A 19275-nucleotide genomic window follows, 5' to 3' on the forward strand; every position below is an offset into this window, starting at 1 on the left:
TAAGCAGTATTAAATATAATATTAAATATAATAGGATTATCATTAATTTGTTTTTATTACATAGATTATCTTTTATATTTTAATATATTAAAAATAAATTGGAGGTGATGATTAAAAGTTTAAGTTTGATACATTAAATCCTTAATAAATTATTAAGAAAAGGGGGTTTTTTATGTTAGGTTTCGTAAACACTATTGAAAGCATTAACAGCACTATTAATGGTCTTGTATGGGGTCCTTATATGTTGGTCCTTCTTGTAGGTACTGGAATTTATTTCTCTTTTAAAACAAATTTCCTTCAAATTCGTAAATTCGGCTTTACAATGAAAGAAACTTTAATGAAAATCTTTGAAAAACCTGAAGCATCTGAAACAGAAGGAGATATTACTCCTTTTCAGGCTTTAGCAACTGCGCTGGCAGCTACTATTGGTACTGGTAATATTGCAGGGGTTGCTACAGCTATTGCCCTTGGTGGACCTGGTGCCATCTTCTGGATGTGGATTTCTGCCTTCTTTGGTATGATGACGAAATTTGCAGAGGTTGTACTGGCTATCAAATACCGCGAAAAAAATGCAGAGGACAGCTGGGTTGGTGGACCTATGTACTACATTGAAAAAGGTCTTGGTCTTAAATGGTTAGCTGTAATTTTCTCAATATTCGGTGCTTTAGCTGCCTTTGGTATTGGAAACATGGTTCAGTCTAACTCCGTTGCTGCAGCTTTAGAAGGATATGGTATTGCTCCAATGGTTACAGGGATTGTTTTAGCCCTGGCGGCAGGATTAGTTATCCTTGGTGGATTAAAGAGAATTGCTTCTGTTACTGAAAGAATTGTACCATTTATGGCAGTATTTTATATTATTGGTGCAGTTATCATCTTAATTACTCACATATCAAATGTTCCAGCTGCTTTTGGTCTTATCTTTAAACATGCCTTTACACCCGCTTCTGCTGTTGGTGGATTTGCTGGTGCTGTGGTAATGGATGCTATGCGTAGAGGGGTTGCCCGGGGAGTATTCTCCAACGAAGCTGGTTTGGGTAGTGCTCCGATCGCCCATGCTGCTGCAAGAACCGATCATCCTGTAAGACAAGGTCTTTGGGGTATTTTTGAGGTGTTTGCTGATACAATCGTAATCTGTACCTTAACAGCATTAACTATTTTATCTACTGGCGTATGGGACAGTGGTATAACCGGTGCAGCGTTAACAACTGAGGCCTTTAATAAAGGTTTACCTGGTCCTGGTGGTGTTATCGTTGCTATAGGTATATTATTCTTCGCCTTCTCTACAATTCTAAGCTGGGCTTACTATGGCGAGAAGTGTGCTGAGCATATCTTCGGTTCAGGTGTCAACAAATTTTACAGAATTATATGGTTACCATTAATCTTAGTTGGTGCAGTAGGTAGCTTAGACCTTATTTGGGATATAGCCGATACATTAAATGGTTTAATGGCAATCCCTAACTTAATTGGTCTATTGGGATTAAGTGGAGTAGTTTTCTCGTTAACTAAAGAATTTTTTACAGAAAAATTAGGTAAATAAGCCAACAAAATATTTTCAAATAAAACAGGGAGTTTATTAGACTCCCTGTTTTTAATCCTTTTATTTTAAATAAATTGTATGTTGATCCTTCTTTACAATTTTCCCTACTATTGAAAATTGATTTTTCCCTATTTCTTTTAAATTAGCTAAGGCCTTATCAGCATCGTCAGGATGGATGGCAAGCAATAGTCCCCCTGATGTTTGGGGATCATAAAGAATATCCTCTACTGCTTCTTTTATATTATTTATAGCTTTTATTTCTTTTTCAATGTGTCTTTTATTGGAATACATCCCCCCTGGAATAACACCCATTTCAGCAAACTCTAATGCTCCCTCCAACAATGGAATTTCTTGACTAAATATTTCTAAAGATACATTGCTTCCTTTTGCCATTTCATAGGCATGACCTAAAAAACCAAATCCAGTAATGTCGGTACAGGCAGAAATTCTTAAGTCCTTTACTGCTTCCATTGCATATTTATTTAGGGTAATCATGGTTATAACCGCTGCTTCATATTCCTTAGAATTAGCTAAATCAGCTTTAATAGCTGTGTTTAATATGCCAGTACCTAAGGGCTTGGTTAAAATCAAATAATCTCCTTCCCTTCCAGTACTATTGGCTAAAACCTTGTCAGGGTGTATGATACCTGTAACTGAAAGTCCATATTTAGGTTCATCATCTTCAACTGTATGTCCCCCCACCAGTAGAGCACCCGCCTCCAGTATTTTATCTGCTCCTCCCTTTAATATTTCCTTTAAGACATCAGGAGATAGACAATTAGGAAAGCATACGATGTTCATGGCTGTAAGGGGTTCCCCCCCCATAGCATAGACATCACTTAAAGAGTTAGCTGCTGCAATCTGTCCATAGACGTAGGGATCATCCACTACAGGTGTAAAAAAATCTAGTGTTTGTACAAGAGCCATTTCTTCATTTATTTTATAAACAGCCGCATCGTCTGAAGTATCTAATGTAATTAATAATTTATCACTCTTCATTTTCGGTAAGTGACACAGTACCTGTGTCAGGACATCAGGTCCTATTTTAGCCGCTCATCCAGCACTAGTAGTTAATTTGGTTAATCGTTTTGAGGTTGACAAAGCTTATCCTCCCTTCATAATATCTCGAAAGTTTACATAATTATTTTACTGTAATCTTTTCTTTTATATCATTAAATTTTTTTTCTCCTATACCACTAACATTTTGTATTTCTTCAATTGTTGTAAATATTCCTTTTTCATTTCTATAGGCGATAATCCTTTCAGCCAATGTAGTTCCAATACCCGTTAAGCTTTCTAGTTCTGTTTTATCTGCATTATTGATATTAATTAATCCTCCGATGTTGCTAGGGAGATTGTTGGGTTTGACAGAGGAATTCTCATATTCTTCCTCCTCCCCAGGTATGTAAATAAATTCTTCGTCTTGTATTTTTTTAGCTAAGTTTATTTGTTTTCTATTGGCAGTATCTTTTAAACCACCTGCTGCTTCGACAGCATTATAAACCCTTGATTCTTCATCTAGTTGATAAATTCCTGGGTTTACCACTTCTCCTTCAACATGCACCATAATTATTTTTTTGGAAATTCTAGTATCTATTACTTTCTCCTGTAAAGATAAATTATCTTCATAGTTTGTCTCACTTAAAATGTATATTTCCTTCTTATCTTTTATATAATTTTTATAAGAAACTCCTACTAAAATAATAGCAATAAATACAATAACAATATTTTTTTGTCTACTGCTAAAGTTAATCATCAACCCTTCTCTCCCCCTTTATACCATATTACATTGGTTTTCACAATAGATTTCTATTATAGTATTTATTCTTGAAGGAAATTTAAATTTTAAAAATATTCATCATATTGTAATTTAAAGATTATTTCTATAAAATAACTAGATTTTCCTTTATTTTTCCTTTATATTGTATAAATTAATTCTTAAAATTTTTTTCTATATCTGTTATACTATATTAGAGTATATATTATATTTGTATAAATAAAGGCTGGTGCTTAAAATGTTAAAGAGATTGGGTATTCTATATGTTACATTATTTTTATTTGTTTTTATAGGAAGTACTTCTAATGTATACGGTGCTCCCAATATTACTGCTCCCAATGGGGTATTAATGGATTATGCCACTGGGAAGGTATTGTTTGACCATAATGCTCATGAGGTTACCTATCCAGCCAGCACCACAAAAGTAATGACAGCTATTTTAGTCTTAGAAAATTTGGATTTAGATGAAGTGATAACAATCGAGGATGACTTATATGTAGATGGTTCCAGTATGTATCTCTTAAAAGGAGAATCCTTTACTGTCTATGAACTGTTACAGGCATTGATGATTCGCTCTGCTAATGATGTAGCAGAGGTGTTTGCAGTTCGTATCTCGGGATCTGTAGAAGAATTCGCTAAGCTTATGAACGAAAGGGCTAAGGAGTTGGGAGCGTTAAATACTCATTTTACCAATCCCCATGGTCTTCCTGATAAAAATCATGTGACTACTGCCTATGATTTAGCCCTTATTGGAAGACATGCCATGTCTATTGATATTTTTAGAGATATTGCTTCTACTGTGAGATTAAATTTTGAACCTACAGAGTTTACACCAGAAACCCGTTATTACAGAAATACAAATCGTTTTCTATGGGGTACTGGTGGTGGTAATCAGATTTTATATAATGGCAGATATACAAACATTAAATATGACATTATTGATGGTGTGAAAACTGGATATACTGGTGATGCACAAAGCTGTCTAATCACTTCTGCTAATAAAGACGATCATCGTCTTATTGCGGTGGTTTTGGGTGCTCAAGGACTTAATGTATATGGTGATTCAAGGGTATTGATAGATTTTGGTTATGATAACTTTCAATTAGTTTCCTTAATAGAAGAAAATCAATTGAAGTTAGAGTCTCCTATTAAGAATGGAACAGAGGATACAATAGCACTTTATACAGAATCCCCATTGAATGTTGTTCTACCTAGTAGCTTCGATCCTTCTAAAATAACTGAAGAAGTAATTGTAGATGAAAGTTTAAAGGCTCCTATTTTATCCGGGGACATTTTAGGAAAGGTTATCTATTCTATTGAAGGTAAATTGCTGGGAGAGGTAAATTTAATTGCCCAGGACACCATAGATACAAAGCCTTTTTTTAAAAAAATCATTCTACCTCGTAATCTTATTGTTATATTAATTGTATTGTTTCTATTATGGCAGGGATTTGTTATATATGTACGCCTTAAAAAAAGAAGAAAAAGAGTTTATTTTGGTGGGGGATATGCCACTACCTATAAGATTGGTAAAAGCTTATTAAAAAAGAAGTAAGGGATACTTACTTCTTTTTTTGATTTCCAAATATTTGTTCATGAAGTTTTTTTCCAGTAGGTGTAGCTGCCAATCCTCCCATGGCTGTTTCCCTAAGCTCATCTGGTAAACATCTACCTACACGATACATAGTATCAACAACTTCGTCGAAGGGAATAATGCTTTTTACTCCTGCCAATGCCATTTCTGCAGATATAAGAGCATTTGCAGCACCTATAGCATTTCTTTTTTCACAGGGGGCTTCAACTAAACCTGCAATAGGGTCACATACTAAACCAAGAATGTTTTTAATACACATGGCAGCAGCATCTAGAGCCATTTCTGGCGTTCCCCCAACTAATTCCACAACAGCTGCTGCTGCCATGGCAGCAGCAGAGCCTGTTTCAGCCTGGCATCCTCCTTCGGCCCCTGCAACTGTAGCATTTCTAGAAATAATCATCCCTATAGCACTGGCTGTCATTAATCCCTGTAATAAAGCTTCATCATTAAGTTCAAATTCTTCTCCAACAGTAATCAAGGTGCCTGGTAATATTCCACATGAACCCGCTGTTGGTGCAGCTACAATCCTTCCCATGGCAGCATTTATTTCTAGGACAGCCATTGCCCTGCTTATAGCTTTACTCATAATAAGTCCACAAACAGATTTTTCCTTTTTACTTCTATCATTAATCTTCTTTGCATCTCCACCAATAAGACCACTAACAGACTTTACTTCTTGTGTTATTCCTCTATGGGCAGCTTCCTTCATAATTTGTAAGCTTGACATCATTTTGTCTATTATTTGTCTTTCTGTTAAATCAGAAGTGTTTTGCTCCCTCATCATCATAATTTCTGATATATTTTTGTTAGATTGCTTACATAAATCTAATAGCTCAGCTCCTGTTGTAAAGTTCATTGTTATCACCAATCCTTTAGCTTTTTATACTAACTAAATATGCATTTGCAACCTCATCAACACATTTAATATCCTTAACTGCTTTTTCTTCAATAGCATCATCGGTTTCTATAATCATAAAAGCCTTCTGTCCCTTACCATGTCGATAAACCCTCATAAATGCAATATTGACATGGTATTCCGCTAGTATAGAGGATACTTTAGCTATAACCCCTGGTTTATCTATATGGGAAATAATTAGCGTAACATATTCCCCGGTAAATTCCAGTTCTAATCCATTTATCTCAGTAACAACAATGTTGCCCCCACCTATAGATGAGCCTAAAATTTCAATACAATTGTCATCCTTTTTTTGAATAATAATTTTAGCAGTGTTAGGATGTACATCTCCTAAATCTTTCTCTATAAATTCAAAAGAAATACCTTCCTTTTCAGCTAATTGAAAAGCGTATTTAATTCTTTCATCATCAGGGTCAAATCCTAATATCCCTCCCAATAGAGCCTTATCCGTACCATGACCTCTATAGGTTTTTCCAAAGGAGCCATGTAATAGAAAGGTCACTTCTTTTATACTTCCCCCTGCAATTTTATGAGCTACCTTGCCTAACCTACAAGCTCCAGCTGTGTGGGAGCTAGAAGGGCCAATCATATTAGGTCCTACAATATCAAACATGCTAAAATCCTTCATAGTATAAACCTCCTGTATCTCGTTAAAGTTATTATATGCCCTTCACTAACTTTTTAAAGCAAAATTTTTTATAAAATAAGCTATGTCAAACATAGATGTTGATATTGTGCAAATAAAGCTATGACAAGATATTAAGTGATTGTCACTCTGAGGATAGCGAAGAGTCTTAGATCCTTCGGTTCCCTCAGGATGACAGAATTCAAGAATTCATAGAATGTAAAAATCAACCATAGCGTTTAACAGAGCCATAAAATAAAATAGTGGTCATATAATTTGACCACTATCATACTTTACTATTCTACTACAACTATAGCTTCAATTTCAACACCAACATCTTTAGGCAGCCTCGCCACTTCTACACAAGCCCTAGCTGGTTTGTTTTCAGTGAAATAGGTGCTGTAAACTTCATTAATGTCAGTAAAATCATTCATGTCCTTTATGAAAACAGTTGTTTTTACAACATGATTAAAGGTTGCACCAGCCTCTTCTAAAATAGCCTTTAGATTTTCTAAGACTTGTTTTGTTTGTTGTTTAATATCTCCTTCAACAATCTCCATAGTTTCTGGATTCATAGGTATCTGTCCAGATACGAATAGGAAGCCATTAACCTTTGCTGCTTGTGAATAAGGTCCAATAGCTGCTGGTGCTTTTTTAGTATTAATTGCTTTATACATTTGTAAAACCTCCTAATTTATATTTATCCACTTACTCTTATTTCATCTAAATAGTTGTAAATGGTATATCTTGAAACACATAGAATTTTGGCAACATAATCAATTGCCCCCTTAATAAGGAATGCCCCTTGCTCATCTAATTTCTTAACAATATTTACCTTTTCTTCCTTGTTCATATAGGAAACTGGTTTTCCATAGGAATCTAAGGTTTCCGCTACAATGTTTATTAACACGTCATTTACATTGTTGTTAGGGAACTCTCCTAGATTTTCTTCTCCTTTAATATCTGTTTTTAATAGATCCTCTAATGCTTTTTGGGCCACTACAAATTCAGAAATATCAATATTAATACATAGACAGCCTATTATTTGATCCTCTTGATCTCTAATAAACATGGTGGATGATTTTAGTACTCTCCCGTCAGAGCTTTTGTTCCTATAGTTCAATATGTTGTCAGCATCGTTTCCTTTTCTAATAGCTTGAATACCGACATCAAGCATTGGACTCCCCATAGATCTTCCTGTTACATGTCCATTATAAATTGCTACAATAGACTTTTGGGAATTTTTTAGTTCATGAAGCACAACCTCACAATTTTGACCAAGGGTCTTTGCAATTCCCTCCACCATAGGAATCATACTATTTAATATGGGGTGCAAGTTTTTATCCATCATCTCCACCTCTGCTTTCCTTACTTTACTACAATATTTACTAATTTTTTGGGGACTGCTATTACCTTCTTTACTTCTTTTCCCTCAATAAATCGTTGCACCTTTTCGTTTTCTAGTGCTATTCTTTCTAAACCTTCTTTATCTAAATTAGATGGTATCATTATTTTTTCTTTAACTTTACCATTAATTTGCAACACGATTTCTACTTCATCCCTTACGATGGCTTTGGGATCATACTTAGGCCACTGAGACAAATAAACACTGGTGGTATTTCCCATTTTGTGCCAAAGTTCTTCCGTCATATGGGGTGCAAAAGGAGATAAAAGGCTAATTACTGTCTCAATCCCCTGTTTGAATAGCAAACCATTAATAGTACTTTTATCAATTTCTTTATACTTATACAAATCATTTACTAACTCCATAATTCCACTTACGGCGGTGTTAAAGTTAAATCTTTCTTCTATATCTTCTGTTACTTTTTTGATAGTTTTGTGTATCATGTATTGAAGATCTTTATCTTGCTTTGTCATCTCACGGGAGGGTAAGTTTAATTTGTTGTTCTCTAATGCTTCCTCAACAAGACGCCATACACGGTTTAAAAATCTAAAACATCCCTCTACCCCTTGATCGCTCCATTCCAAGTCTCTCTCTGGTGGTGCAGCGAAAAGTACAAACAATCTAGCAGTATCAGCACCATACTTTTCAATAATTTCTTCTGGACTCACTGTATTTCCTTTTGATTTAGACATTTTAGCACCATCTTTTAGTACCATACCTTGAGTTAATAGATTTTTAAAGGGTTCTTTTATATCTATTAAGCCTAAATCTTTTATAACTTTTGTGAAAAATCTTGAATATAGTAGGTGTAGAATAGCATGTTCTACCCCTCCAATATATTGATCAACAGGCATCCAGTAGTCTCCAGCCTCTTTTGCAAAAGGTAGATTTTCATTATGAGCATCAGCATATCTTAAAAAGTACCAAGAAGAATCTACAAAGGTATCCATTGTATCAGTTTCCCTTTTAGCTGTTTCGCCACATTGGGGACAAGGTGTATAAATAAAGCTTTCACTTGTTGTTAAAGGTGACAGTCCTGCTCCTGTAAATTTAACATCTAATGGTAATTCAACAGGGAGGTTTTCTTCTTTAACTGGAACAATGCCACATCTGTCACAATAAACGATAGGAATTGGTGTGCCCCAATATCTTTGTCTAGACAATAACCAGTCCCTCAAACGATAGTTGATGGTCTTTTTGCCGGTTTCTCCTTTTTCTAATGCTTCACAAACTTTATTAAATGCTTCAGCACTTCTTAATCCATTGAATTCTCCAGAGTTTATCATAATCCCTTCTTCATCATAGGCTTCAGTATCTATTGTAAAGGTATCTCCTGATTCTTCAGGTCTTATGACAGGAAGTACTTCTATATTATATTTTCTAGCAAAATCTAAATCCCTTTGATCATGGGCTGGAACAGCCATAATGGCACCTGTCCCATAGTCTACTAAAACATAATTTGCAATGAATATAGGGATTTTTTGTCCAGACAACGGATTAATACAGTATCTTCCAATAAACAATCCTTCTTTTTCTGTATCAGTAGATGTTCTCTCTATATCAGACATATGCTGTAGCTTAGTGATAAAAGCCTTCACTTTTTCTTGGTACTCTGTATCTTTAACTAATTCCGTAACATATGGATGTTCCGGTGCTAATACCATATAGGTTGCACCAAAAATTGTATCAGGGCGAGTAGTAAATACCTTTAAGCTTTTTTCAAAGTCTTGAATTTCAAATTCGATCTCTGCTCCTTCACTTTTTCCTATCCAATTTTCTTGCATAATCTTAACCTTGTTGGGCCATCCTTCTAACAGGTTAATATCCGCTAAGAGATCTTCTGCATAATCAGTTATTTTAAAGTACCACTGATTTAACATCTTCTTTCCTACGGCACTGTCGCATCTCTCACATTGTCCATTGACAACTTGTTCATTAGCTAATACTGTTTCACAGGAAGGACACCAGTTTACTCTAGATTCTTTTTTGTAGGCTAATCCTTTATGGTAGAATTGTAAAAACAACCATTGTGTCCATTTATAATAATCAGGTTTACAGGTGGTTACTTCCCTATCCCAATCATAGCTTAATCCTAAGGTATCTAACTGTTCTTTCATATCCTGAATATTTTGGGTTGTCCAAACATCAGGGTGTATTCCATGTTTTATAGCAGCATTTTCAGCAGGTAACCCAAAGGCATCCCATCCCATAGGATGTAAGACATTGAAACCCTGCATTTTTTTATAACGTGCCACTACATCTCCTATGGAATAGTTCCTAACATGACCCATATGAATTTTACCAGATGGATATGGGAACATCTCTAATACGTAATATTTAGGATGTTCTTCATTATAGTTAGCAAAAACTTTTTCATTTTCCCAATTTTCTTGCCATTTTTTCTCGATTTTTTTGAAATCATAAGTAGTCATTTATTTAACTTTCCTCCTTCTAACTTTTAGGTTTAAAAAACAAAAACTCTCATGTCTATAGGGACGGAAATAAATCCGCGGTACCACCCTATTTGACAGAAAGTCCTCTTTCTTGGTTGATAAAGGATGCCATCCTGTATAGCTGATTACAAATAAGGTAAGTTCAACAATCTTGTTTATTGGTTTCCACCAACCACCAACTCTCTAAAAAACAAGATACTGTCTACTACTCCTTAATACTATTTCCATAAATTAAGTTTTTCATCGTGTCATTTATTGCTTTAAGCCAATCTATATTGTATCATTATATATTATCATCAATTATTTTGTCAATATTTATAATTGTTGCATCTTTCCAAATCCCCTCTATGTTATAGAACTCTCTATCTTCTTTATGAAAGACATGAACAACCACATCTCTATAATCTAATAATACCCACTTTCCTGTATCATATCCTTCCTTATGGGAAATAGAAATACCTTCTTCCATAAGCTTACCTTCTACTTCATCAACAATAGCTTTTACTTGTCTGGTAGAGGATGTACTAGTAATGACAAAATAATCACATAGAGTAGATACTCCATTTAGATCCAGCACTACAATATCCTGTCCCAGTTTATCATCAATTGATTCAACAATTTTAGCGACTAAACGAATAATATCGTTGTTCATTTAATTCCTCCTAACTTTTGTTTATATAAATAATTTTGCAAGTATTGTTAAATACATAGTATATATGATTACAATGCTGAAGCCAATACCACGGGTAATTGCACGTTTAAATATTCCACTGAACACTAAAATCATCATCATTAGTAAAGCTACTGGAATATCCAAATAAAGGGTTTGAGGAATATTATGTATTGTTGCCCCTACCATAATATTTTGATAACTAATTACCATTCCTTTTTCTCCTATTTTAGAGGATACCCCAAGAACCATTACTATGTCAAGTATATTGGCTCCTAAAATATTGCCTACAGATATTTCTTTATGTCCTTTTATTACTGATGTTACAGCAGTAGTTAATTCAGGTAGGGATGTACCTAGAGCTATTAGTGTTAAACTTATTACTTGTTGAGGTACACCAATTAACTTTGCAATAGCCACGCCATTGTTAACCAAAAGTCTTGCTCCAAAGGTAATAAAAAGAGCTCCAAGGATGAATTTCCCTATATTTATTATTTTGCTATCTTTACTTATACTTATAAAGTCATATTCTTGAATACTATCTTTATCATAGTCTTTAAATTCTAATATATTCATAACAACGTATATAATAAACAATATAATAAATAAATTACCCTCCGAAGGAGTAATAATAGTATCTTTTGCTACCAACAGGAGTGCCAAACCACAAATAAGCATATAAAATCCTTTAATAGCGAATTTTTTCGTGTCAAGTTTTATAGGTGATACCAATGCAGTAAATCCTAGTATAAGACCGATATTACAAACCATAGATCCTACCACATTCCCTATTGCAACATCATAATATTCTTGATATGTGGCGATAGAAGAAACTAGTAGTTCAGGTAAGGTAGTTGCTACACTTACAATAGTAGCCCCAATTAATACATTAGGAACTCCCGTCACTTTAGCTGTCCATACAGCTGATTCCACAAACCAGTCTCCACCTTTGATGATGATAATAACGCCTAAAATAAAAAGTAAGAAAACCCCTAAGTTTTCCATATTGTCCCCCCTATTGCCTTGCTACATCTATTTTTTATAGAAATCTATATCGTTATAATATATTTATAATCTTTTAATATATGTCTATTTTCTATGAAGAAAATATGTGTTCTATCATTATTGATCACCTAAATCCTTCCCTATCACTATCTTAATATCTATATCTTCATACTTTCCCTCAGCTTCAATAAGTTCTTTTATGTTTAATATTTTAGCAATCTTCTTAGCAGCTTTTTTGCTTTGGGGACTATGCTCTATAAAAGATTGTAAAACATCTTTTCTTTCATAATTTCCTATAGAAGAAACATGAAGGTCAGAAGCTTCTAGAGATGCAGCAAATTTTGTTGCTACACCATTAATTCCACATCCATTTAAAACTTCTATTTTACTAGTTTCTACTGACTTTCGAGGGGTTAAGTAATTTTCTTTCATATGTTGAAGTTCTTTATCATCTGCTACATAATAGGAAACACCCTTAATCATGGCAGGACTACCGGGCAAGGTCATCTTTGTCAATTCCTGTTGAGTTCCTAAAATACTCCCTATACCTAAATAAAGCATCCTTGTCTTAGGTATATTAGTATCTATATTGCTATAAAAAATTGTTGTAAGTTTAGGAGCCTTGAAAATAATTGTTGGAGATTTAACCTTTTTTATTATTGCATTAGCAAATTGTTGTTGTGCATCAATTCTTCCTAAGTCTTGGTTGGCATAGCCACTTCTAAACCTTAGGAAATGAAGTGAATCCCTTCCATTTAAAGTCTGTAAGCCCTTTTTAATGTCAATCTGTAATGGAGGATTATCAAAAGCATCAGTATACTTCATATCCATAGGTACATCGATTTCTATACCTCCTAAAGCATTTACTAGTTCTTCAACAGCTTTATAATTTATTCTTGCATAATAATGTATTGGTATATCTAAAAATCCTTCTACAGTATCAATCAGTAGCTCTATACCGCCATAGGCATGGGCATGATTAATTTTTTCGGGATATTTTCTCCCTGGTATTTCAACTCTTGTATCTCTTGGAATAGATATTAATATAGGGTCTTTGCCTGATACCCCCATATTTAGAAGCATAATAGTATCGGATCTTGTCCCCTTACTTTGGGAGGATTGTGTAGCATCGATACCAAATATTAAAATGTTTATTCTTTTATTTGATTTTGATAACAAGGAAAAGGAATCCACAGTGGTAGTTATTGTAAAAATGCTTATTATGATGATAACTAAAGTAATAATCGTAATAAAACTCCTCGGTTTTTTCTTCCTTTTTGCCATAACCCACCTCTTATCTTAAGTATATAAATTACTTCTTAGATGATTATTTTTCAAACTTTAACAGCATCTCATTTCGAGCATGTAAAGTATTAGGATGTAAAAGCTTTTCTATACTGAGGACGTAAACAATTGTATTATTCAACGCTCTTAAAACCGCCTTATCTAAATCTTCCTCTGCAATTTTCCTCAGTTCTTCTACACCTGGATAATTTCTACCTTTTTCTATAAAATCTGCCAAATATATTATTTTCTCCAGCTTGCTCATATTTTTTCGTCCAGTTGTATGATGTTTTATAGCGTTCAAAATGTCTATATTATCAATATGAAATTTTTTTTCAGCTATAGATGCTGCAACTTTACCATGGAGGAGCTGATAAGCCTCTAACATAATAGGATCTACTGATAAGTTATGTGTATTTATATAGTCCATTAACTGCTGTCTTGAAAAGTCCTTTGCATAATCATGTAGTAATGCTGCCACTGTAGCATGGAATATATCACCATCATATTTTTGCGCTAAAATAATAGATGCATCAACCACTCCCATGGTATGTAAATATCTTTTAGGATTGATAGTATTTTGTAAGGAATCTTTTATTTTGGTAATAATGTTGTTATCCATAAATCCACTCCTAGATTTTATGTTTTTATTGTCCATTTTCATATAGTCGATGTTTCTTTATATATGCTTCTACCTCTGGGGGGATTAAATATTTAATAGTTTTTTCTCTTTGATAACGTTCTCTAATATCACTAGAGGAAATCTGCAAAATGGGTATAGGCAGCTTAATAATATTAGCTTGGTATTTTTTTCTAAAATAGTTAATTTTTAGTTCTATATCTTCGTCATTATCTCCTAACCTCGTTGCAACTACAATATTAATCAAAGCAAATAATTGTTGATAGTTCTTCCAGGTTTCTATTTCCATAAAAGTATCACTGCCAGTAATAAAATAAAATTCCGTGTCCTGTCCATAAATCTTCAATAATTCTTGAACAGTATGTACTGTATAGGAATATCCCTCACGATTTATTTCTATATCGGAAAGAAAAAATTTTTCATGATGGTTTATAGCCAGAGCTGTCATATGAAGCCTATGATGTGCATCTACTATAGCTGCTTGTTTTTTATGGGGTGGTGTTCCAGTGGGTATAAATATCACTTTATCCAGGCCTACCTCAATTAGAGTAGTTTCAGCAATAAATAGATGTCCTAAGTGAATAGGATTAAAGGTTCCCCCCATAATACCAATTTTGTTTTTTCTAGATTCATAATTAGCCTGTAATCTGCTATCTATTATTTCCCTTTCCATTGTAATACCCCTTTTCTATTTGCCCTCTATGTTTAATTATATCATGCCCTAGCTATATACTTATAGTACTGTAGTGGATCTTACTATAAACAATGAAATTTAAAAAGTTCTTTTCTATAGGTGGTTCTATATTGTAATGCCTATAAAAAGTTAAGGCACCTTCTTTATAAGCTTAGGTGCCCTTCAGTCTATGACTTCTTAGGTAGTTCTATTTTGGGATTATTTTTTGATAGTCTATAGATAGTAAACTTATTGCCAATAGCCTGTACAAATTCAGCATTTAATGCCTCGGCTACTTGATTTGCAGCTTGTTTTGTATCTAATAGACTGGTTTCCAAAATATTGATTTTTATAAGTTCCCTAGCTTCCAGTGCATTATCTAGTTCTGATAACAAAATATCAGTAATACCAAACTTCCCAATTTGGAATATTGGCTTTATCCCATGGGCTAAACCCTTGAGATAAGTTCTTTGCTTTCCTGTTAACATGTATTTACTCCTCTTTTCTAAATTTCAACTTCTTTTCTAAGCTTCCTTCTATGAATTTCATACTCTTTTTTTCCTTTTTTCCAACCGGTTCTAGCCTTATCAATTACTTGTATTGGTGTATCTATAACAAAGTCGTTTTTGGCAAAACAATAGTAGGTTTTTGCATTCAACTTGCAATTTTCACAGTGTATGCAGTTCATGTTAATCGATAAACCCCCATCTCTTAATCATAATACTCAAACTCTACATCATCAATTTTTACAGTATCTCCATCTTTAATTCCCAAAGTCTTTAATTCATCTATAACTCCTCGCTTTCTCAATACCTTTTGAAAGTAGCTTAATGACTCCATACTATCAAAGTTTGTAGAATGAATTAATCTTTCAACAAATTTCCCCTCAATGATAAAGATACCATCTTCTTTGCCAACTGTAAATTGAAATTTATCTTCTTTTTCATATTTATATATTTTTTCTTCCTCATTTATTTCTTCTTCTCTATAGGTTTCCTCTGCTTCCTTTAACTTTTTAGATACATATGTAAATAATTCTTCTAAACCCCTATTGGTTGCAGCAGATATTGGAAACACTTCAACACCTGTATTTTTTAGTTGTTCTTTAAAGCTTTTAAAATTTTCTTCCCCTTGTGGAATATCTACTTTATTGGCAGCAACTATTTGAGGTTTTTTACTTAATTGAGGACTGTATAATTTTAATTCTTCATTGATTTTATTGAAGTCCTCCATTGGGTCTCTATCTTCTAATGCTGCTACATCGATGACATGTATTAATAGCTTTGTCCTCTCAACATGCCGTAAAAATTCATGACCTAAACCAGTTCCTTCATGGGCCCCTTCAATTAACCCTGGAATATCTGCCAAAACAAAGCTGTCTCCATACTTTGTTTTTACAACTCCTAAATTAGGTGTAATAGTGGTAAAATGATAATTACCAATCTTAGGATTAGCACTGGTTACAACAGATAATATTGTTGATTTTCCCACATTAGGAAATCCTATTAACCCAACATCAGCAATCAATTTTAGTTCTAAAACCACAGTTATCTCATCACCATATTCTCCTGCAATAGCAAATCCAGGGGCTTGTCTTGTAGAACTTTTAAAATGAACGTTCCCTTTCCCACCTTTACCACCTTTGGCTACAATTTTCTTATCTCCACCCTTTACCAAATCAGCAATGAGTAATCCAGTTTTTTCCTCGCGAACTATTGTCCCAGGAGGTACTTTTAAAACTAAATCTTCTCCATCTTTTCCGTACATATTTTTCTTTTTACCATCTTCGCCATTGGAGGCTACATAGTGCTTTTTATATCTAAAGTCCATCAAGGTTCTCATACCCTCATCTACTTCAAATATAATGTCCCCTCCTTTACCACCATCTCCACCAGAAGGTCCACCAGCGGGAACATAAATCTCCCGTCTAAAGGCAACAGCACCGTCTCCACCTTTTCCAGCTTTTAAATTTATCTTTGCTTTATCAACAAACATAGCTTTGTTCACCCTTATTATTTTAATATTATAATACTGTATTCTATTGTTTGTGAAAAATATCTTTTGACTTAATATATTATTCCAACAAATCTTATAAATTAAACGAAAAACCGCCGTTTTTTGGCGGTTTTTAATTAGTTACTAGCATAAATGCTAACTTGTTTTTTGTCTTTACCTTTTCTTTCGAACTTAACAACACCATCTATTAATGCAAATAATGTGTCGTCTCCACCTTTTCCTACGTTGATTCCTGGATGGATTTTAGTTCCTCTTTGTCTTACTAAAATATTTCCAGCTAATACTGATTGTCCATCAGCTCTTTTAACACCTAGTCTTTTAGCTTTACTGTCTCTGCCGTTCTTGGAGCTACCTACCCCTTTTTTACTAGCGAATAATTGAAGATCAATTCTAAACATGACTTACACCTCCTTGTCATGAACCTCTATATATTGATAATAACTTTTTTCAATATTTTTAAATCCAATTATCATTGTCTCAAGCAATATATTAATTTCATGTCTTTTTTCTTTTGATAAACCATCAGGTATGCAACAATATAAGTATCCATTTTTCATATCATAGGTTACATTTATTTCTAATACTTCATATATCCCCAGTAGGATTGTTTGGCTTAACATAGAAACTGCTGCACAAACGATATCCTTTCCTGGTTCATCAGCATAAGCATGACCTGAAATATCAAACTCAACTACGTCATTGTTTTTATTACGCTTAACACTTACTTTTATCATAAGTTATACCTTAAGCATTAATTTTTTCAATAACTAATTTTGTGTAGGGTTGTCTGTGACCTTGTTTCTTTCTGAAGTCCTTTTTAGCCTTATACTTAAAAATGATGATTTTTTTACCTTTACCTTGTTCAAGTACTTTAGCTTCAACTTTTGCACCATCTACTAATGGACTACCTACAGTTAGACTACCTTCTTTAGAAACTGCTAATACATTTTCAAGGGTTACTACATCGCCTTCAGTTGCATCTAATTTTTCAACAAACAATGTATCTCCTTCTTGCACTCTGTATTGTTTTCCACCTGTCTCAATAATTGCGTACATATTTACACCTCCTCAAACCAGTCTCGCCGAATGCAAGGTACTTTCGTTTACAACCCCATTCGAGCGGCTACTTCCAAGTATATATATTATCATAGTCCGTTAGCTGTGTCAAGCATTACACCTGCATTTCACCTGCCATCTTTTCAATTACTTCTAGTCTTCCTATGGCTTTTACATTTAAATCATTATGATGGACTTCCTTATTAGGAATTACCCATACTTTTATACTGTGCATCTCTTCTATTTCTTTAATAACAAATGAGCTGTTAGAAATTTGATCAAATGCTTCAGGACTTACTTGAAAGATAATTGCCTCTGCATTGGTATGGATATGTATTCTTTTAACTTCCTTTTCTATTTTATATAATAAAACATCTTCATTAAAGACCCTTCCCGTACCTTCGCAATAGGGACATTTTTTCTGTAAAAGTGATTCAAGCTTCTGCCTAACTTTCTTTCTTGTAATTTCTACTAAACCTAAAGAAGTAATGCCTAAAACCTTGGTTTTTGTTCGGTCTTTGTTTAATGCTTGTTGTAGTACATCTAATACTTGCTGAATGTAATCTTGATTGGTCATATCAATAAAATCTACAATAATAATACCTCCGATGTCTCTTAACCTTAACTGCTTTCCTATTTCTTTTGCAGCTTCGATGTTGGTATTATATACAGTATTTTCTAGATCTGTAGTTCCTACATATTTACCGGTATTAACATCAATCACTGTCAAAGCTTCTGTGGAATCAATAACAATATATCCTCCACTCTTTAACCATATTTTTCTGGCAATTCCGTTTTTAAGTTGAGTTTCAATATTATAGGTTTGAAAAATCTCCATATCATCTTTGTATAGTTTTATCCTGTTCTTTAAAGAAGGCGATATTAAATCTATTAAATCCAGTGCATTTCTATACTCTTCTTCATCATTCACAACAAATTGATCAATATCTTTATTAAATATATCTCGAATTGTTCTGTCTACTAAATCGAAGTCTGTATAAATCATACGGGGAGCAAAGCCTAACTTTTTTTCTTTTTCTATCTTTTGCCATAGCTTTAATAAAAACTTAATGTCATCCTGAAAGGTATCCTTACTTTTACCAGCCGCCACTGTTCTAACAATAACACCCATATTTTGTGGTTTTATTTCTTCAACCTCTTTCCTTAATCTATCCCGTTCTTCTTCTTCAGTAATTCTTCTAGAAACCCCAAGATAATCGGTATAGGGCATTAAGACTAAACATCTTCCTGGCAAGGTTATATGGGTAGTCACCCTAGCACCTTTTGAGCCGATAGGTTCTTTAATAACTTGTACAATAATTTCCTGCCCTTCCTTGACAATATCTCTAATAGATACATTTCTATATTTTTCATTTTCATCGTCATATGCCTGTGGTATAGCATCCTTAACATAGAGAAAACTATTTTTTTCTAGACCAATATCTACAAAAGCAGCCTGCATACCAGGCAAAACATTGGTTACCCTTCCTTTATAAATGTTACCTACTATCCTCTTATTATTTTTTCTCTCTATATATATTTCAACTAGCTCTTTATTTTCTAAAAGTGCTAGGCGAGTCTCATTAATACCCTTGTCTACAATTATTTCATTCATATAACCAAC

At 33.7% G+C, this 19275-nt stretch carries 21 protein-coding genes and 1 other annotated feature; of the genes, 2 read left to right on the forward strand and 19 right to left on the reverse strand.

The genetic code is table 11. From position 1 onward, the window contains the following. The first annotated feature begins 172 nt into the window (after nt 1–172). The gene (locus BLS22_RS07785; RefSeq protein WP_090553112.1) at nt 173–1537 is read left to right on the forward strand and encodes an alanine/glycine:cation symporter family protein; all 1365 of its coding nucleotides are present in this window, start codon (nt 173–175) and stop codon (nt 1535–1537) included. A 60-nt stretch (nt 1538–1597) separates the two neighbouring features. Here BLS22_RS07785 and selD read toward each other — a convergent pair whose 3' ends face one another. Together selD and BLS22_RS07795 are read right to left on the reverse strand one after the other, a co-directional pair. After that, nucleotides 1598–2638 (reverse strand): selenide, water dikinase SelD, encoded by a 1041-nt coding sequence (gene selD, locus BLS22_RS07790; protein ID WP_090553114.1) that lies wholly within the window; start codon nt 2636–2638, stop codon nt 1598–1600. A gap of 40 nt (nt 2639–2678) precedes the next feature. Further along, nucleotides 2679–3293 (reverse strand): helix-hairpin-helix domain-containing protein, encoded by a 615-nt coding sequence (locus tag BLS22_RS07795; protein ID WP_090553117.1) that lies wholly within the window; start codon nt 3291–3293, stop codon nt 2679–2681. A gap of 259 nt (nt 3294–3552) precedes the next feature. Between BLS22_RS07795 and BLS22_RS07800 the strand changes: the two genes are divergently transcribed. Next, nucleotides 3553–4869, forward strand: a complete 1317-nt coding sequence (locus BLS22_RS07800) for a D-alanyl-D-alanine carboxypeptidase family protein (RefSeq protein WP_090553119.1) — start codon at nt 3553–3555, stop codon at nt 4867–4869. A gap of 7 nt (nt 4870–4876) precedes the next feature. Here BLS22_RS07800 and sdaAA read toward each other — a convergent pair whose 3' ends face one another. The 17 genes from sdaAA to BLS22_RS07885 form a co-directional block, all read right to left on the reverse strand. Continuing rightward, nucleotides 4877–5764: an L-serine ammonia-lyase, iron-sulfur-dependent, subunit alpha gene (gene sdaAA / locus BLS22_RS07805; protein WP_090553122.1), complete on the reverse strand. Its 888-nt coding sequence runs from the start codon at nt 5762–5764 to the stop codon at nt 4877–4879. 16 nt (nt 5765–5780) lie between these two features. Then, nucleotides 5781–6452, reverse strand: coding sequence for an L-serine ammonia-lyase, iron-sulfur-dependent subunit beta (gene sdaAB / locus BLS22_RS07810; protein WP_090553125.1), 672 nt, complete (start codon nt 6450–6452; stop codon nt 5781–5783). Nucleotides 6453–6745: 293 nt separating this feature from the next. After that, on the reverse strand, nt 6746–7126 hold the full coding sequence (locus BLS22_RS07815; protein ID WP_090553127.1) for a RidA family protein: 381 nt from the start codon (nt 7124–7126) through the stop codon (nt 6746–6748). A 23-nt stretch (nt 7127–7149) separates the two neighbouring features. Continuing rightward, complete coding sequence (locus BLS22_RS07820) at nt 7150–7797, reverse strand: helix-turn-helix transcriptional regulator (protein ID WP_090553130.1); 648 nt, start codon at nt 7795–7797, stop codon at nt 7150–7152. Between the two features lie 20 nt (nt 7798–7817). After that, nucleotides 7818–10286, reverse strand: a complete 2469-nt coding sequence (leuS, locus tag BLS22_RS07825; protein WP_090553132.1) for a leucine--tRNA ligase — start codon at nt 10284–10286, stop codon at nt 7818–7820. Nucleotides 10287–10342: 56 nt separating this feature from the next. Beyond that, nucleotides 10343–10530: a binding site (T-box leader), on the reverse strand. Nucleotides 10531–10590: 60 nt separating this feature from the next. Beyond that, nucleotides 10591–10959, reverse strand: coding sequence for a ribosome silencing factor (rsfS, locus tag BLS22_RS07830; RefSeq protein ID WP_090553135.1), 369 nt, complete (start codon nt 10957–10959; stop codon nt 10591–10593). A gap of 21 nt (nt 10960–10980) precedes the next feature. After that, nucleotides 10981–11982: a calcium/sodium antiporter gene (locus BLS22_RS07835; RefSeq protein ID WP_090553137.1), complete on the reverse strand. Its 1002-nt coding sequence runs from the start codon at nt 11980–11982 to the stop codon at nt 10981–10983. Nucleotides 11983–12099: 117 nt separating this feature from the next. Further along, nucleotides 12100–13266, reverse strand: a complete 1167-nt coding sequence (locus BLS22_RS07840) for an LCP family protein (RefSeq protein WP_090553140.1) — start codon at nt 13264–13266, stop codon at nt 12100–12102. Nucleotides 13267–13309: 43 nt separating this feature from the next. After that, a complete protein-coding gene (yqeK, locus tag BLS22_RS07845; protein WP_090553143.1) occupies nt 13310–13888 on the reverse strand; it encodes a bis(5'-nucleosyl)-tetraphosphatase (symmetrical) YqeK in 579 nt (192 codons plus the stop codon). A 25-nt stretch (nt 13889–13913) separates the two neighbouring features. Continuing rightward, complete coding sequence (gene nadD, locus BLS22_RS07850; protein ID WP_090553145.1) at nt 13914–14579, reverse strand: nicotinate-nucleotide adenylyltransferase; 666 nt, start codon at nt 14577–14579, stop codon at nt 13914–13916. Nucleotides 14580–14767: 188 nt separating this feature from the next. Next, complete coding sequence (yhbY, locus tag BLS22_RS07855; RefSeq protein WP_090553148.1) at nt 14768–15067, reverse strand: ribosome assembly RNA-binding protein YhbY; 300 nt, start codon at nt 15065–15067, stop codon at nt 14768–14770. Nucleotides 15068–15084: 17 nt separating this feature from the next. Next, on the reverse strand, nt 15085–15267 hold the full coding sequence (locus BLS22_RS07860; protein WP_090553152.1) for a hypothetical protein: 183 nt from the start codon (nt 15265–15267) through the stop codon (nt 15085–15087). A 23-nt stretch (nt 15268–15290) separates the two neighbouring features. Beyond that, nucleotides 15291–16574: a GTPase ObgE gene (obgE, locus tag BLS22_RS07865; protein ID WP_090553155.1), complete on the reverse strand. Its 1284-nt coding sequence runs from the start codon at nt 16572–16574 to the stop codon at nt 15291–15293. A 137-nt stretch (nt 16575–16711) separates the two neighbouring features. After that, complete coding sequence (rpmA, locus tag BLS22_RS07870; protein ID WP_090553158.1) at nt 16712–16993, reverse strand: 50S ribosomal protein L27; 282 nt, start codon at nt 16991–16993, stop codon at nt 16712–16714. Nucleotides 16994–16996: 3 nt separating this feature from the next. Then, nucleotides 16997–17329, reverse strand: coding sequence for a ribosomal-processing cysteine protease Prp (locus tag BLS22_RS07875; RefSeq protein ID WP_090553161.1), 333 nt, complete (start codon nt 17327–17329; stop codon nt 16997–16999). Nucleotides 17330–17339: 10 nt separating this feature from the next. Then, the gene (gene rplU / locus BLS22_RS07880) at nt 17340–17651 is read right to left on the reverse strand and encodes a 50S ribosomal protein L21 (protein ID WP_090553164.1); all 312 of its coding nucleotides are present in this window, start codon (nt 17649–17651) and stop codon (nt 17340–17342) included. A gap of 115 nt (nt 17652–17766) precedes the next feature. Further along, a complete protein-coding gene (locus BLS22_RS07885) occupies nt 17767–19266 on the reverse strand; it encodes an Rne/Rng family ribonuclease (RefSeq protein ID WP_090553167.1) in 1500 nt (499 codons plus the stop codon). Nucleotides 19267–19275: the final 9 nt, after the last annotated feature.

Origin of the sequence: Natronincola ferrireducens (assembly GCF_900100845.1) — a bacterium.
Lineage (GTDB): Bacteria > Bacillota > Clostridia > Peptostreptococcales > Natronincolaceae > Natronincola_B > Natronincola_B ferrireducens.

Coding starts and splice junctions, on each gene's coding strand:
- BLS22_RS07785 (WP_090553112.1), top strand. CDS start 173: ATGTTAGGTTTCGTAAACACTATTGAAAGCATTAACAGCACTATTAAT.
- BLS22_RS07795 (WP_090553117.1), bottom strand. CDS start 3,293: ATGATTAACTTTAGCAGTAGACAAAAAAATATTGTTATTGTATTTATT.
- BLS22_RS07800 (WP_090553119.1), top strand. CDS start 3,553: ATGTTAAAGAGATTGGGTATTCTATATGTTACATTATTTTTATTTGTT.
- sdaAA (WP_090553122.1), bottom strand. CDS start 5,764: ATGAACTTTACAACAGGAGCTGAGCTATTAGATTTATGTAAGCAATCT.
- sdaAB (WP_090553125.1), bottom strand. CDS start 6,452: ATGAAGGATTTTAGCATGTTTGATATTGTAGGACCTAATATGATTGGC.
- BLS22_RS07815 (WP_090553127.1), bottom strand. CDS start 7,126: ATGTATAAAGCAATTAATACTAAAAAAGCACCAGCAGCTATTGGACCT.
- BLS22_RS07820 (WP_090553130.1), bottom strand. CDS start 7,797: ATGGATAAAAACTTGCACCCCATATTAAATAGTATGATTCCTATGGTG.
- leuS (WP_090553132.1), bottom strand. CDS start 10,286: ATGACTACTTATGATTTCAAAAAAATCGAGAAAAAATGGCAAGAAAAT.
- rsfS (WP_090553135.1), bottom strand. CDS start 10,959: ATGAACAACGATATTATTCGTTTAGTCGCTAAAATTGTTGAATCAATT.
- BLS22_RS07835 (WP_090553137.1), bottom strand. CDS start 11,982: ATGGAAAACTTAGGGGTTTTCTTACTTTTTATTTTAGGCGTTATTATC.
- BLS22_RS07840 (WP_090553140.1), bottom strand. CDS start 13,266: ATGGCAAAAAGGAAGAAAAAACCGAGGAGTTTTATTACGATTATTACT.
- yqeK (WP_090553143.1), bottom strand. CDS start 13,888: ATGGATAACAACATTATTACCAAAATAAAAGATTCCTTACAAAATACT.
- nadD (WP_090553145.1), bottom strand. CDS start 14,579: ATGGAAAGGGAAATAATAGATAGCAGATTACAGGCTAATTATGAATCT.
- yhbY (WP_090553148.1), bottom strand. CDS start 15,067: ATGTTAACAGGAAAGCAAAGAACTTATCTCAAGGGTTTAGCCCATGGG.
- BLS22_RS07860 (WP_090553152.1), bottom strand. CDS start 15,267: ATGAACTGCATACACTGTGAAAATTGCAAGTTGAATGCAAAAACCTAC.
- obgE (WP_090553155.1), bottom strand. CDS start 16,574: ATGTTTGTTGATAAAGCAAAGATAAATTTAAAAGCTGGAAAAGGTGGA.
- rpmA (WP_090553158.1), bottom strand. CDS start 16,993: ATGTTTAGAATTGATCTTCAATTATTCGCTAGTAAAAAAGGGGTAGGT.
- BLS22_RS07875 (WP_090553161.1), bottom strand. CDS start 17,329: ATGATAAAAGTAAGTGTTAAGCGTAATAAAAACAATGACGTAGTTGAG.
- rplU (WP_090553164.1), bottom strand. CDS start 17,651: ATGTACGCAATTATTGAGACAGGTGGAAAACAATACAGAGTGCAAGAA.
- BLS22_RS07885 (WP_090553167.1), bottom strand. CDS start 19,266: ATGAATGAAATAATTGTAGACAAGGGTATTAATGAGACTCGCCTAGCA.